Origin of the sequence: Streptomyces sp. NPDC013457 (assembly GCF_043089925.1) — a bacterium.
GTDB lineage: Bacteria > Actinomycetota > Actinomycetes > Streptomycetales > Streptomycetaceae > Streptomyces.
Map to the genome: position 1 here is coordinate 310691 of NZ_JBICBL010000009.1, position 12966 is coordinate 323656.

The following is a 12966-nucleotide window of genomic DNA, read 5'->3' on the forward strand; positions in this document are numbered from 1 at the left end:
TGGGTGGAGCTTAGTGACCGGGGTCGGCGCGCCTCGTTGCCCGGGGCATGAAGAGCACCCTTCCCCTCGCCGTGGCCACGGCCACCGTCGCGGGCCTCGGCCTCGCGAGCGCGGCGGACGCCGCGCCGACCCCGCCCACCCGGATCTTCCTCACGATCACCTCCGGCGCGACCGGCGACGTGAAGGAGGTCTACCTCGGATGCGGCCCCACCGGCGGCAACCACCCCCACGCCGAGATCGCGTGCGGCGCCCTGGACGCGGCGGCCGGCGACTTCGACAGGCTGACGGGCAAGGCCGACATGGTGTGCCCGATGATCTACGAACCGGTGGTGGCGGAGGCGCAGGGCACGTTCGACAACCTGCCGGTGGGCTGGAAGAAGGAGTTCGGGAACGCGTGCGAGCTGAACGCGAAGACGGGCGTCGTCTTCGCGTTCTGACGCTCGGCAGTCGGCGGGGTGTCAGACTCCGGCGTACGCCACGAACGCCGCCCACGCCGTCGGGGCGACGGCGAGCTGGGGCCCGTGGGGAACCTTGGAGTCACGGACGTGGATGGTGGTGGGGTGGGCGGCCACCTCGATGCACTCGCCGCCTTCGGCGCTGCTGTAGCTCGACTTGCGCCAGTCGTAGGCGACTTCGATGCAGTTGCCGCCCTCGCCGCTGCTGTAGCTGCTCTTGAACCAGGTCAGTTCCGTGCTGCTCATAGCTCTCCCAGCATCTTCTCGATCTTCGCGAGGGACTCGTGGGGCGTGAGTGCCTGCGCCCGGATGATCCCATAGCGTTCGGCGTACTGGCGTACCTCCTCCGGATCGGTGATCAACCGGGCATGACCGTAGATCTCGGTGTACGCGACCTCGCGCCGTCCCTTCGGGGTCAGCAGCGTGAACGAGCCGTCCAGTGACGGGTGTTCCTGCCTCTGCAGCGGCATCACCTGGAGATGGACGGTGCGCCGACTACCGATGTCGAGAAGCCTGCGCAACTGCTCACGCAGCACTTCCATGCCCCCCGTGGGGCGGTGCAGGATCGCCTCCTCCAGGACGAAACTGATCGTCGTGGAGGGCCATTTGTCGAAGATCGCCTGACGTGCCATGCGATCCGCGACCCACTGTTCGATCGTCTCCTCGTCCCAGACCGGGCGGCGGTGGCGGAACACCGCCCTCGCGTACGCCTCGGTCTGCAGCAAGCCAGGCACCGCTTGCACCTCGTAATAGTGCAGCGCCACCGCCTGCGCCTCCGCGTCGGCGAAACGCCGGAACCAGTCCGGATGCCGCGTCCGCGCCCGCGCCAGCGCCTCCCGGACGTCGTCCACCGCCGCCGTCAGTACGCCCCCCGCCCCCAGCGCCGGGTCGGCCCGCTGGAGGAACTCCGGCTGGGGCGTCCGGACCCCGCGCTCGATCGACGAGATCAGGTCCTCGCTGACATGCGTGGCCTTGGCCAGGTCGGCCTGGCTCATGCGGGCGTTGACCCGCAGGGTCTTGATGATTCTGCCCACCGCCCTGAAGAGGTGCGCCGTACCGTCGACCTCGGACGGCCGTTCCGGCCGTTCCTCCTGGTTCCCCGACATCCGTACCGCCTTCTTGGCGTACCCGTACCGTCACTCAGCGTCGTGCCGTCGCTGCTGGTCAGGGTAGGCCCGGGGCGCCAGGCTCGGCCTCATGAAGTCCGAAAACGCCACCCCCACCGGGGAATTCGTCCTGCGCCTGTCGGCGACCCGCCGCGGCGCCCGGCTGGCCCGTCTCTTCGCCGTGCAGCAGCTACGGGACTGGGGCGTACCGGACCCGTCCGCCGCGGAGCTGGTCGTCGCCGAGCTCGCCGGCAACGCCGCGACCCACGGGCGGGTGCCCGGGAGGGACTTCGAGGTGCGGATGGCGCGGGAGGACGACCACGTACGGATCGAGGTCTCGGACGCGCGGGGGGAGTGCGCACCGCGACCGGTGGCCGTGCCCGACGAGGGCGGATACGGGCTGCTGATCGTATCCGCCCTCGCCGACGCCTGGGGCGTCAAGGACCGCTGCGTCGGCAAGACGGTCTGGGCGACCGTGCCGTACGGTCGCCCCCGCTCGGGCGGCTAGAACACCGAGTTGACCGGTCCCGAGTTCCAGAGCAGGCCGCCGGACGCGGCCGGCTTGAAGGGGGACGTCGTGCTGCCGGTGCCCGCGTAGAATTTGGAGACCGAGACCGAGCTTCCGACCGCGTAGAGGTCGTTGCGGCCGTCGCGGTCCGCGTCGCCGATGCCGACGAGGTGGGTGAAGGAACCCCAGCCCCCGCCGATCTTCGTACGCGGGGCGAAGGTGCCGTTGCCCCTGCCCTCGTACAGCCACAGGACGCCGGAGGTGTCGCGGGCGACGAGGTCGCCGGCGGTGGTGCCGGCGATGTCGCCGACGGCGGTGAGCTGGTTGAAGATGCCCCAGCCGCCGCCGACCTTCACCCGGGCGCCGAACGGCGAGGCCGCGTTGCCCGTGCCCTTGTAGAACCACAGCGCACCCGTGGTGTCGGTGGCGAGCAGGTCGGACCGGCCGTCACCGTCGAGGTCGCTGCCGCCGGTGATCTTGTCGTACGTGTTCCAGCCGCCGCCGATCTTCGTACGGCCCGCGAAGCCGCCGTCGCCCTTGCCCTGGTAGAGCCAGAGGACGCCGGTCCTGTCGCGGGCGACGAGGTCGCCGGCCGGGCTGCCGGCGAGGTTGCCGACGGCCTCCAGCTGGTCGTAGATCTGCCAGCCGCTGCCGATCTTCACCCGGCCGGACGAGTACGGGTACGGCACGGACGACGTGTTGACCGCGTCGTCGCGCCACAGCACGCCCGAGGCGTCGCGGGACAGGAGGTCCGGGCTGCTGTTGTCCGTGTAGTCGTGCAGTCCGGTCGTGCGGGTGACCTTGAACGTGCCGGACTCCTTGAGGTCCGGGCCGATGCCGTTCTGGGGCGTGGCGTCGAACTGCCACGTGTAGTCGCCGGCCGGCGCGAAGGACGAGGTGTCCCCGGGGCTGGAGAGGAGCCCGTCCCAGCGGAAGTCGACGACCCGGGTGCCGTGGGTGGCCGACCCGCCGACGAACGTGCGCTGCGCGGTCTTCCCCGTACGGTTGTGACGGATCGTCACGGTGCCGTCGGCGTTGTACCGGGAGAGGGTCCAGGACAGCGTCGCCGTGCCGTCGTTCTTGTCCAGGTCGACGACCGCGGGAACGTCCGTCTTGAGCAGTTCGAGTGCCGTGGGAATGCCGGTGCTCGCGACGAGCGTGGCCGTGGGCGTGCCGTCGGCCCCGAGCGCGACCCGGTAGACGCCCTCGCCCTGGGCCAGGGTTCCGCCGCGCACCAGGAGGGCGCCGTCGGGGGTGGGGACGGCGGTCGTGGCGTGGTCGAGCAGCTTCACCGTCCGCTTGTCGACGACGTTGAGCGCGGTGAACGCGTAGCGATCGCCGCTCTTGTACTGGGAAGACTGCGCGTACGGCACCGGGGTGTAGGCCAGCCAGTCGCCCAGGATGCTGACGTGGGCGTTGGTGGCGTTGCCCAGGTCTACGGCCTTCGCGGCCGGAGCGCTGCCCTCCCCGCCGCGGTCGGCGTACTTCAGTTCCGCCGTGAGGCCCCCGCCCTCGACCCAGGCCACACGGTCCGCGGAGACCGCCGAGTCGGCACCGCCCCCGGCAGGGCCGACTTCGCGCCGCTCGACGACGGAGGCGGTGTCGACGTCGATGACGGCGAAGTGGAAGCGGCGGGCGTCCGGATCGTCCACGAGGTAGCGGACGGCCATCGTCGTGGCCGAGACCGGCTGCATGCCCTGGAACACGAAGTTCGCCGGGAGGCCCGTCACCTTGCGGTCGGAGCCCTCGTGGATACCTTCGCCGATGAGACGGAGCTCGCCCTGCTCGGCGTTCGAGTCCCAGGACGAGAACACGAGCTGCCGGCCGACGAGCCCCCGCCACCGCAGGCGGGTGTCCGGCTGCTCGATGGTCTTCGGGGTGCTGCCGGGCGAGGCCATGTCGTGGAGCAGGTAGCTGGTCTTGCCGTCTTCCGCGGTCGCGATGGTGTCGGTACCACCGGCGTAGTACCCGCTGTACCGCTTCGGCAGCTCCGTGGTCGTGCCGGTCGCGGTGCTCGTCCAGCGGAAGACGGCTCCGCTGTCGGTGGCCTCGGCGGCCAGGAAGCCGCTCTGGCCGGCGCCGACGATCCGGGAGGTCGCGGGAATGGAGATGACGGCGTCCTGCGCGTCGGCGGGCGCGGTGGAGGCCGCCCGGACGCCGGAAAGTGCCGTGGGTGCGGCGTTCGCAGGGGCGGCCGTGGTCAGGGCCGCACCAGCCGTGACCGCGAGGACCGTGGTCACGGCGGCGGCGAGGCGATGACGAGCTGCGGCTCGTACGTGGAACAAGAGAGGTCCTCCCCCAGAGAGACCGGGCGCACCATGCGCCACGCCCGGTCAGACTCATGATCGCGGGGGATGGTTGTACAACTGTTCGTCAGCGGTGCGGATTTTCTCTCACACGACCGAGGTGTGCGTCAGCGGCATGCCGTAGGGAACGTCGGCCCACTCCCTCGCCCCGAACGGAGCGGTCGCGCTGCCGGTGCTCTTGTACAGGTACGTGCCGTTGGCTCCGTACGCGTACAGGTCGGGGCGGCCGTCGCGGTTCGCGTCGCCGACGCCGACGAGGTGGGTGTACGCGTTCCAGCCGGAGCCGATCTTCGTCCGGGGCGCGAACGTACCGTCGCCACGGCCCTGGTAGAGCCAGAGGACGCCGGAGGTGTCGCGGGCGACGAGGTCGCCGGCGGCGGTGCCGGCGATGTTGCCGACGGCGGTGAGCTGGTTGAAGATGCCCCAGCCGGTGCCGACCTTGACGCGGGCGGCGTACGGCGCCGTGGCGCTGCCGGTGCCCTTGTAGAGGTAGAGCGCCCCGCTGGTGTCGGTGGCGAGGAGGTCGGCCTTCCCGTCGCCGTTGAGGTCGGAGCCGGCGGCGATCTTGTTGTAGATCTGCCAGCCGGTGCCGATCTTCACCCGGCTCGCGAAGGTGCCGTCACCCTTGCCGAGGTAGTGATAGAGGACGCCGGTGGTGTCGCGGGCGACCAGGTCACCGGCCGGGCTGCCGGCGATGTTCCCCGCGGCCTCGATCTGGTTGAACATGTTCCAGCCGCTGCCGACGAGCGTCTGCTCCGCCGGGCGCAGCTGCTTGTTGGTGGCGTCGTAGTGGGTGTCGGTACGCCACAGCTTGCCCGCGCTGTCACGCACGAGCACGTCGGGCGAGCCGTTGTCGTCGAAGTCGTGCGGGGCGGCCTTGCGGGTGGCCGTGAAGGCCCCCGTCTCCTTCAGCGTCGGCCCGATGGCGTTCATCGGCTCGGCGCTGATCTCCCAGGTGTAGGCGCCGGCAAGAGCGTTCTCGGCGCCGAACGTCTCGTTCTCGAGGTCGGCCGTCCAGTCGAAGCGAACGACGCCGTTCGCGGGCTGGACGAAGCCGATGACGTACACCTTGCCGGTCGCCGTGTGCCGGAGGGTCACCGTGCCCCGCACGTTGTACCGGGAGAGGGTGAACTCCAGAGGCGTCCTGCCGCCGTTGGCGTCGAGGTCGATCGTGCTCGGGACCTTGCTGCCGAGCAGGGCGACCCTGGTGGACTCGCCGCTGCTCGCGACGAGCGTGGCGGCCGGAGTGCCGTCGGCGCCGGCGGCGATCCGGTAGACGCCCTCGCCCTGGTCGACGGTGCCGCCACGCACCATCTGGCTGCCGTCGGGCGCGACGGCGGCGGTGAGGGTGTGGTCGAGGAGCTTGCGGGTGGTGGTGCCGTCCTTCAGGCTGCGCGCGGTCAGGGCGGCCAGCGGCTCGGGCTCGACGTCGGCCGAGAGGCCGCTGCGGGTGCCGTACGTGACCCAGTCGCCGACCAGGCCGACCTCGATGTCCTTGCGCCAGGCCGAACCGACCGCGAACTTCTGTGAGGACTTGGCGGCACGGTCGACGGCCACGACGGTGACGTTCTCGTTCTCGTCGTACTCGACCCACGCGAGGTGCGTGGCGGAGACGGCGAGGTTGCTCTTGCCGGTCGTGGCCGCCGCGGGCAGCTCGTACGTCTCCGTGATCGCGTTGGCGGCGAGGTCGAGCAGGGCGACGTGCTTCTTCGCGTCCGCGCCGGTGCCGGTCGTGTAGGTCACCAGGGCGTGCGCGGCCGTGCCGGGCCTGACCTTGATCTCCGTGGCGTTGCCCGGGAGGCCGGTGGTCATCTTGCCCGTCCACGCGCTCGCGGCGCTGTACATGTGGATGAGCCGGTCGCCGTTGTCGTTGAGCACGGTGGTGAAGAGGGCCTTGCCGGCGGCGCCCGCGTACGTGTGGCCGGTCCCGAAGGAGATCGACTTGAACTTCGTACCCGTCGCGATGTCGGTGAGGGTGGCTCCGGTGGTGCCGGAGGAGACCACGAGGTTCCCCGAGCCCGTGCTCGTGTACCCCCAGCCGATCTCCTTCGCGGCGGAGCCGTCCGCCGGGACCCAGTGGGCGCTGTAGGTGGGGCCGGACTCATCCATCGGCGGGCCCTGCACGGAGGCCAGGAAGCCCGTCTCGGTGGCACCGAAGACGGTGCTCTTGACCGGGAACGGCGCCACGTCGGCCGCCGCGGTGGCGTGGGCCGCCTCGACGGCCGGAGCGGCGACCGCCGGAGCGGTGAGCGCGCCCCCGCCGGCGGTGACGGCCAGCACGGTGACGACGGCGGCGACGAGGCGGCGACGGGCGGGACGAGCGTGGATCAAGGGGGTTCCTCTCAGGCGACCGGGCGCAGCGGGGGGTTACGCGCCCGGTCAGACTCGTGATCGATACGAAGGGTTGTACGAGCGTCCGACGTCTGTCGGAGGTCAGGCGAAGTGGTCGTACCGGCGGTCGGAGCCGTCGGAGTGCGCGCCGATCTGCTCGCGCGAGCGGAACGGCGCGCGCCAGTCGCCCGTGCCCTTGTAGAGGACCGGGCCGTGGGGGTCGGCCGTGTTCACCGCGTACAGGTCGGCGCGGCCGTCGCGGTTCGCGTCGCCGACGCCGACGAGGTGGGTGTACGCGTTCCAGCCGGAGCCGATCTTCGTACGGGCGGCGAAGGTGCCGTCGCCCTTGCCGAGGTAGAGCCAGAGGACACCGGCCCGGTCGCGGGCGACGAGGTCTCCGGCGGGGCCTCCGGCGATGTCGCCGACGGCGGTGAGGTCGTTGTAGATGCCCCAGCCGCGGCCGATCTTCTTCCGTGCGGAGAAGGGGGCGTTGTAGTTCCCGGTGGCGGTGTAGAGGTAGAGGTCGCCGGCCCTGTCGGTGGCGACGAGGTCGGGACGTCCGTCGCCGGTCAGGTCGCTGCCGCCGGCGAGCCGGGTGTACGTGTTCCAGCCGGAGCCGATCTTCGTACGGGCGGCGAAGGTGCCGTCGCCCTTGCCGAGGTAGAGCCAGAGGACACCGGCCCTGTCCCGGGCGACGAGGTCGGCGGTGGCCTGGCCACCGAGGTTGCCGGTGGACTCGACGTGGTCGTACGTCTGCCAGCCGCTGCCGATGAGTTCGCCGATGTTCTGGTCGAGCCGGCCGAGCTCGGAGCGGTAGAACGTGTCGCCCCGCCACAGCCGTCCCGACGTGTCCCGGGTGAGCACGTCGGGGGAGCCGTCGCTGTCGTAGTCGTGCGGCGCGGGCGTGCGGGTGACGGTGAACGTGCCGGAGGCGCGCAGGTCGGGGCCGATGCCGTTCAGCGGCTTGGCGACGATCTGCCAGGTGTACGGGCCCGCGGTCGCCCCGCTCCAGAGGTCGCGCGTGCCGTTCCAGGCCACGTCGCCCGCCCAGTCGTAGAAGGCGCGGTTCGGGTCCTCGTAGCTGTCGGAGAGGGGGTGGACGTCATCCGTCCGCGTCTCGCCGGTCCGGGTGTTGCGCAGGGTGACGGTCATGGTCACGTTGATGCGCGAGAGCCGCCACTCCAGCCGCGCCCGGCCGCCGTTCCGGCTCAGGTCGATCGTCGCGGGGATGCTGTGGCCCAGCAGCGTCACCTTCGTCGGCTCACCGCTCGTGGCGACCTGGGTGACGGCAGGCGCGCCGTCGGCCCCGGCGGAGATGCGGTAGAGCCCCTCGCCGCCCGCCAGCGTGCCGCCCTGGACGGTCAGCGTGCCGTCCGGGCCGGGGAGGAGGGACGTCACGGTGTCGAGGAGTCTGCGGGTGGTCTTCGTCGTCAGGTCGCGCGCGGTGAGCGCGTACACAGGGCTGGGGTTGTGCTCCAGGAGCCCGTCGCGCTGGGCGTAGACGACCGAGTTGCCGACGAGCCCGATCGTGAGGTCGCCCGTCGCGCCCAGCGGGATGCGCTGGACGGCGTGGGTCGCGCGGTCGAGGACGACGAGCGTCTTCATCTGGACGGCGGTCTGCTCGACCCAGGCGACGTGGGTGGAGGAGAGCGCGGGCCCCCCGGCGACGTTGGTCGTCTCGCGGATCTCGGTGACGGCCGCCGTCGCGAGGTCGACCAGGGCCCAGTGGGTGGCGGAGGGAGAGGCCGTACCGACCGAGACCAGCGCGTGTCCGCCCGCGGCGCCCACGACGAAGGCGGAGTCGGTGTTCGCCGGCAGGCCGGTCACCGTGCGCTGGCCGAGGGCGCCGTCGTCGCCCTTCTCGATCAGGCGGAGGCTCTTGCGTCCGGTCGCCGGGTCCGTCGAGCTGACGAAGAGCGTCGAGCGGACGGCTCCGGCGAACTGGGCTCTGCCGCCGAGGGCTTCCAGATCGACGGAGAGGACCCGGGAGTCGGTCTCCATGTCCCGGAGGGACAGGAAGCGGCCGGACTCCTGGACCACCACGTCGGAGTCGCGTGAGCCGAAGGTGAACGACGCCGTGACGTCGGTCGTCGACCCGTCCGCGTACCGGGTCCAACGGGCCGGAATCGGGTGGCCGTCGTTCCCCCAGGTGAGGAAGCCGGTCCTGCCCGCGCTCACGAGTTCGGCGTCCTTGGGGAACGGGACCACCGCCTGCTGCTGCCCGGCGACCGTGGCCGGTGTGACTGCGGGTGCCGTGTCGGCGGCGGTGGCCGGTGTGACCTCGGGTGCCGTGTCGGCGGCGACCGCCGGGGCGGCGCCCAGGGTCGCGGCGAGCGCGACGGCGACCGACACGGTGAATCTGCGGCGTACGGCAAGAGACTGGTGACGCATGGACCGGAGGCCCTCCCCTAGGCGACCGCAGCGCGCGGCCAAGGGCGGGCGCGCAGGCGGTCGGAAGCAACGGAGGCGGCCGGAGGTTTCCCCCCATCCGGATCATCGCCTCACGTGATCTGATCGCCGGAGAATAGCAATCCGCGCCGACAGGCGTCACACGGGTTCCCGCCGCTCCACCACACCCCGTACGAACGCCGCCTGCCCCGCGTGCTGGTTGTCCTCCGCGATCACGCTCACCAGGCGCACGCCCAGCGTGACCGGCGGGTCCCAGGCCTCGTCCACGACGCGGTCCAGGTCCGCGTCCGTCAGGGTTCCGAGGTGTTCCAGGGACCGCGCGTGCACCGCGTCGTAGTAACCGAGCAGCAGCTCCGCCGAGACCCTGACCTTGGCGACCTGGTTGCTCGACTGGCCGTAACCGGTGGCGCGCGCGGAGAAGGGCAGGTCGAAACGGGCCTTCCAGCCGTCCTCCGTCCAGAGCTGCTCGGTGCCGAAGACGCCGGCGACGTGGTCGTCCTGGATGCGGGTCAGATGCCAGACCAGCCAGGCGATCGAGTTCGCGTCCTCGTCGATCCGCTCAGCCAGCTCGTCCTCCGACAGCCCTTCGACGGCCCCGTGTACGGCCTCCTGGACGCGCCCGAACGCGTCCAGCAGCAGGTCGGCGCTCTTCATGTCCCTCAACTCCTCGCTCGGTGTTCCCTTCAGTGGGCCACCGAGGAGGCGCGGGGCAGGTCAGAAAGGCCGGGGAGACGGCCGGGAGGCCGGCGAGTTCACCTGCTCGGTGGTGGCCGGCTCCTGGATCGCGGTCCGGACCGCCTCCGAGCTACGTGCCCGGGCCGCCCTCGTCGTCACGCTCGGCGCGGGCGGCCCGGGTCGCACGCCACTCCCTCAGCACCGTCTCCACCTCGAACGGCTTGAGGTTCAGCGGCGGGCCCGCCGGCGGGCGGAGCAGAGCCGCGGCGATCTTGGTGTTGATCTCGCCGAGGATCCGCCGGACCTGTGACTCCGAGACCGCCCGGTCCACCGCCTCCCTCGCGTCCTCGGCCTCCTTGCGCAGCGCCAGTGAGGGCGGGAGGACGGGGGTGCCTTCGCGGTGCAGCTTGCTCTTGACCCACCACAGCGCGTCGTACGGCGCGCTGTCGTCTTCCAGCGGTCTGCCGAAGCCGGGCAGGTTCCGGAAGTCACCTCGCTCCGTCGCCTCGCGGATCTGCTTGTCCACGAACGACTCGAAGCTGACCCCGGGGGGTTTCCGTTCGGTCATGTGTCCAGCCTAAAAGGCAGGAGCCCCGCTCGTGCCCGAAAGCACGGAGCGGGGCTCCTTGGGTACTTCTCTAGCCGTGCGCGATCGCCGACCCGGGCAACTTAGGCCGGGGTGACGTTCTCCGCCTGCGGGCCCTTCGGGCCCTGGGTGACGTCGAAGTTCACGACCTGGTTCTCCTCGAGGGAGCGGAACCCGGACGCGTTGATCGCGGAGTAGTGGACGAAGACATCCGGGCCGCCGCCGTCCTGGGCGATGAAGCCGAAGCCCTTTTCAGCGTTGAACCACTTGACGGTTCCGGTAGCCATAAGCCCTCCTTGGGCCAAAGGGTTGCCCTGCTCCAGAACCTGAAACAAGTCTGAAAACTACAAAAGCCTGCGGGTCACATGCTCCGCAGGCTCTGTACTGCAAGGGAAACCAAACTGCAACTTGCGATGAGCGTAGCACGCAGGGTGTGCGTGGCACTAGAGGGAAAGATCACGTCACTCACACGTTTGACGAACTCCCGATGTGCTGACGTCCGCGCCACGCGTGGCCCCGGCGATGTCCACCGTACGAGACGGGTCTAGCCTCGCGCTGTGGACAATGCAACCGATGACCACCAGCGCAGCCGGCCCCGCGTCGGACACATCCAGTTCCTGAACTGTCTGCCCCTCTACTGGGGCCTGGCCCGCACCGGAACGCTGCTCGATCTGGAGCTGACCAAGGACACTCCGGAGAAGCTCAGCGAGCGGCTGGTGGGCGGCGGGCTCGATATCGGCCCCATCACCCTCGTCGAATACCTCCGCAACGCGGAGGGTCTCGTCGCCCTGCCGGACATCGCCGTGGGCTGCGACGGCCCCGTCATGTCCTGCGTGATCGTCTCCCAGCGGCCCCTGGAGCGGCTCGACGGTGCGCGGGTGGCGCTCGGGTCCACCTCCCGTACCTCCGTACGGCTCGCGCAGCTGCTGCTCGCCGAGCAGTACGGCGTACACCCCGACTACTACACGTGCCCGCCCGACCTCGGCCTGATGATGCAGGAGGCGGACGCCGCCGTCCTCATCGGAGACGCCGCGCTGCGGGCCTCCCTGCACGACGCCCCGCGGCTCGGTCTCCAGGTTCACGACCTGGGGCTGATGTGGAAGGAGTGGACGGGCCTGCCGTTCGTCTTCGCGGTGTGGGCGGCGCGCAAGGACTTCCTGGCCCGCGAGCCGGAGACCGTGCGCGAGGTCCACCAGGCGTTTCTGGCCTCGCGGGACCTGTCGCTGGTGGAGGTCACCAAGGTCGCCGAGCAGGCGGCCCGCTGGGAGTCCTTCGACGCCGAGCTCCTGGAGCGGTACTTCCGGACCCTGGACTTCCGGTTCGGTCCCGAGCAGCTGGCGGGGGTGCGTGAGTTCGCCCGCCGCACCGGTCCGACGACCGGTTTCCCGGCGGACGTACGGGTCGAGCTGCTCGGCGCGTCGCGGCGCTGACGGGCCGGGGGACGGGGGCGGCGGGTCAGTCGACGGGCCGGCGGGTCAGGGGGACGGGACCGGGTCCGACGGGACCGGGCCCTGCATCTGCCGGCTGATCCACGCGATCGAGCCGTCCCCCATGCCCTGGACATAACTCCTGGCGTTGTGCCCGCCGCCCTGGATGACCTGCAGCCGGGTCTTCACCGGGCCTTTCGTGTGGTTCCTCATGAAGGACTTCAGGCGGCCCATGCCGGACTCCTCGGTTCCTATCTGGAACGCGAGATAGACCCGGTTCCGCTCCGTGTCCGGCTTCGCGCCGAGCGCCTCGGCCAGCTTCTCCGGGTTGTTCGCCTGCCGCTCGGCCTCGTGACCCGCCCACAGCGGGGAGTCGGGGACGGTGTCGGGGCCCGACGCGATCACCGCCTTGAAGCGGTCCGGCCGTTGGAGCACGGCCTTGAGCCCGGCGAAGCCGCCCGAGGACGAGCCCATGAAAGCCCAGCCGTCGCGGGAGGCGAAGGTGCGGAAATTCGCGCGGACGAAATCGGGCACGTCCTCGGCCAGCCAGGTGCCCATTCTCGGCTGCCCGGGTATATCGCTGCCGTCGTAGTAGTAGTTGTCGTCCGGGTTGAGGACGGGCATCACGACAATGAACGGCAGGCTCTTTCCCTCCTGCGACCACGCGGTGATGCTCGACTGGAGTTTGAGGTCCGTGCCCATCCAGTAATTCATCGGATAACCGTTTCCGCCCGGCAGTGCCACGAGGACCGGGAAGCCGCTGCCGGCGTACTTCGGGTCGAAATACTGCTTCGGCGCCCACACCCACACCTTGCCCGTGAAACCGGACTTCGCGCCCGCGAGCGTGGTCACGCCGATCCGGGTGCCGTCGTCCAGGGTGTTCGCCGTCGTGAAACTCGCCTTGGGGCCGGTGGGGAGAACCGTTTCGGGGCCCCGCCCGTCGCCGTTCTTCGCGGCGCCCCCGGTGCCCGCGCCCCGGGCCCGCGACGCCGACTCGGGGGTGTCGAACGTGACGGGTGCGCCCTCCTGCGAGCAGCCGGTCAGCAGCGCGGCGGCCGTACCGAGGGCGAGGGCGGTGGCGAGGAACCTGGGGAGGCGGGACACGGGGCGACTCCGGGTGTTTCGGACACGGCGGCTGATTACGGAAGGGAGGAGGGACGTGG

Annotated in this window: 12 protein-coding genes; 3 read left to right on the top strand and 9 right to left on the bottom strand. The window is 70.8% G+C overall.

From position 1 onward, the window contains the following. Positions 1-47 precede the first annotated feature (47 nt). Positions 48-437 (top strand): SSI family serine proteinase inhibitor, encoded by a 390-nt coding sequence (locus ACF1G2_RS25495; protein WP_391800479.1) that lies wholly within the window; start codon positions 48-50, stop codon positions 435-437. A gap of 21 nt (positions 438-458) precedes the next feature. Here the strand turns inward: ACF1G2_RS25495 and ACF1G2_RS25500 are convergent, their stop codons facing one another. Together ACF1G2_RS25500 and ACF1G2_RS25505 are read right to left on the bottom strand one after the other, a co-directional pair. Then, complete coding sequence (locus ACF1G2_RS25500) at positions 459-701, bottom strand: DUF397 domain-containing protein (RefSeq protein WP_391800480.1); 243 nt, start codon at positions 699-701, stop codon at positions 459-461. Next, positions 698-1561: a Scr1 family TA system antitoxin-like transcriptional regulator gene (locus tag ACF1G2_RS25505; protein WP_391800481.1), complete on the bottom strand. Its 864-nt coding sequence runs from the start codon at positions 1559-1561 to the stop codon at positions 698-700. The genes ACF1G2_RS25500 and ACF1G2_RS25505 overlap by 4 nt, the downstream gene beginning before the upstream one ends. Positions 1562-1652: 91 nt before the next feature. On the opposite strand from ACF1G2_RS25505, the gene ACF1G2_RS25510 reads away from it, so the two are divergent. After that, positions 1653-2069, top strand: a complete 417-nt coding sequence (locus ACF1G2_RS25510; RefSeq protein ID WP_391800482.1) for an ATP-binding protein — start codon at positions 1653-1655, stop codon at positions 2067-2069. Here ACF1G2_RS25510 and ACF1G2_RS25515 read toward each other — a convergent pair. From ACF1G2_RS25515 to ACF1G2_RS25540, 6 genes are all read right to left on the bottom strand, one after another. Continuing rightward, the gene (locus tag ACF1G2_RS25515) at positions 2066-4354 is read right to left on the bottom strand and encodes an FG-GAP repeat domain-containing protein (RefSeq protein ID WP_391800483.1); all 2289 of its coding nucleotides are present in this window, start codon (positions 4352-4354) and stop codon (positions 2066-2068) included. The two genes, ACF1G2_RS25510 and ACF1G2_RS25515, sit on opposite strands and share 4 nt — an antisense overlap. Before the next feature lie 108 nt (positions 4355-4462). Next, complete coding sequence (locus tag ACF1G2_RS25520; protein WP_391800484.1) at positions 4463-6706, bottom strand: FG-GAP repeat domain-containing protein; 2244 nt, start codon at positions 6704-6706, stop codon at positions 4463-4465. A gap of 102 nt (positions 6707-6808) precedes the next feature. After that, positions 6809-9097, bottom strand: a complete 2289-nt coding sequence (locus ACF1G2_RS25525) for an FG-GAP repeat domain-containing protein (protein WP_391800485.1) — start codon at positions 9095-9097, stop codon at positions 6809-6811. Positions 9098-9253: 156 nt separating this feature from the next. Beyond that, positions 9254-9769, bottom strand: coding sequence for a DinB family protein (locus tag ACF1G2_RS25530; protein ID WP_391800486.1), 516 nt, complete (start codon positions 9767-9769; stop codon positions 9254-9256). A 151-nt stretch (positions 9770-9920) separates the two neighbouring features. Continuing rightward, positions 9921-10358 (bottom strand): DUF1992 domain-containing protein, encoded by a 438-nt coding sequence (locus tag ACF1G2_RS25535; RefSeq protein ID WP_391800487.1) that lies wholly within the window; start codon positions 10356-10358, stop codon positions 9921-9923. Positions 10359-10459: 101 nt separating this feature from the next. Then, the gene (locus tag ACF1G2_RS25540) at positions 10460-10663 is read right to left on the bottom strand and encodes a cold-shock protein (RefSeq protein WP_003967102.1); all 204 of its coding nucleotides are present in this window, start codon (positions 10661-10663) and stop codon (positions 10460-10462) included. Positions 10664-10933: 270 nt separating this feature from the next. On the opposite strand from ACF1G2_RS25540, the gene ACF1G2_RS25545 reads away from it, so the two are divergent. Beyond that, positions 10934-11806, top strand: coding sequence for a menaquinone biosynthetic enzyme MqnA/MqnD family protein (locus ACF1G2_RS25545; RefSeq protein WP_391800488.1), 873 nt, complete (start codon positions 10934-10936; stop codon positions 11804-11806). 45 nt (positions 11807-11851) lie between these two features. Here ACF1G2_RS25545 and ACF1G2_RS25550 read toward each other — a convergent pair whose 3' ends face one another. Beyond that, positions 11852-12907, bottom strand: a complete 1056-nt coding sequence (locus tag ACF1G2_RS25550; protein ID WP_391800489.1) for an alpha/beta hydrolase — start codon at positions 12905-12907, stop codon at positions 11852-11854. Positions 12908-12966 lie beyond the last annotated feature (59 nt).

Coding starts and splice junctions, on each gene's coding strand:
- ACF1G2_RS25495 (WP_391800479.1), top strand. CDS start 48: ATGAAGAGCACCCTTCCCCTCGCCGTGGCCACGGCCACCGTCGCGGGC.
- ACF1G2_RS25500 (WP_391800480.1), bottom strand. CDS start 701: ATGAGCAGCACGGAACTGACCTGGTTCAAGAGCAGCTACAGCAGCGGC.
- ACF1G2_RS25505 (WP_391800481.1), bottom strand. CDS start 1,561: ATGTCGGGGAACCAGGAGGAACGGCCGGAACGGCCGTCCGAGGTCGAC.
- ACF1G2_RS25510 (WP_391800482.1), top strand. CDS start 1,653: ATGAAGTCCGAAAACGCCACCCCCACCGGGGAATTCGTCCTGCGCCTG.
- ACF1G2_RS25525 (WP_391800485.1), bottom strand. CDS start 9,097: ATGCGTCACCAGTCTCTTGCCGTACGCCGCAGATTCACCGTGTCGGTC.
- ACF1G2_RS25530 (WP_391800486.1), bottom strand. CDS start 9,769: ATGAAGAGCGCCGACCTGCTGCTGGACGCGTTCGGGCGCGTCCAGGAG.
- ACF1G2_RS25535 (WP_391800487.1), bottom strand. CDS start 10,358: ATGACCGAACGGAAACCCCCCGGGGTCAGCTTCGAGTCGTTCGTGGAC.
- ACF1G2_RS25540 (WP_003967102.1), bottom strand. CDS start 10,663: ATGGCTACCGGAACCGTCAAGTGGTTCAACGCTGAAAAGGGCTTCGGC.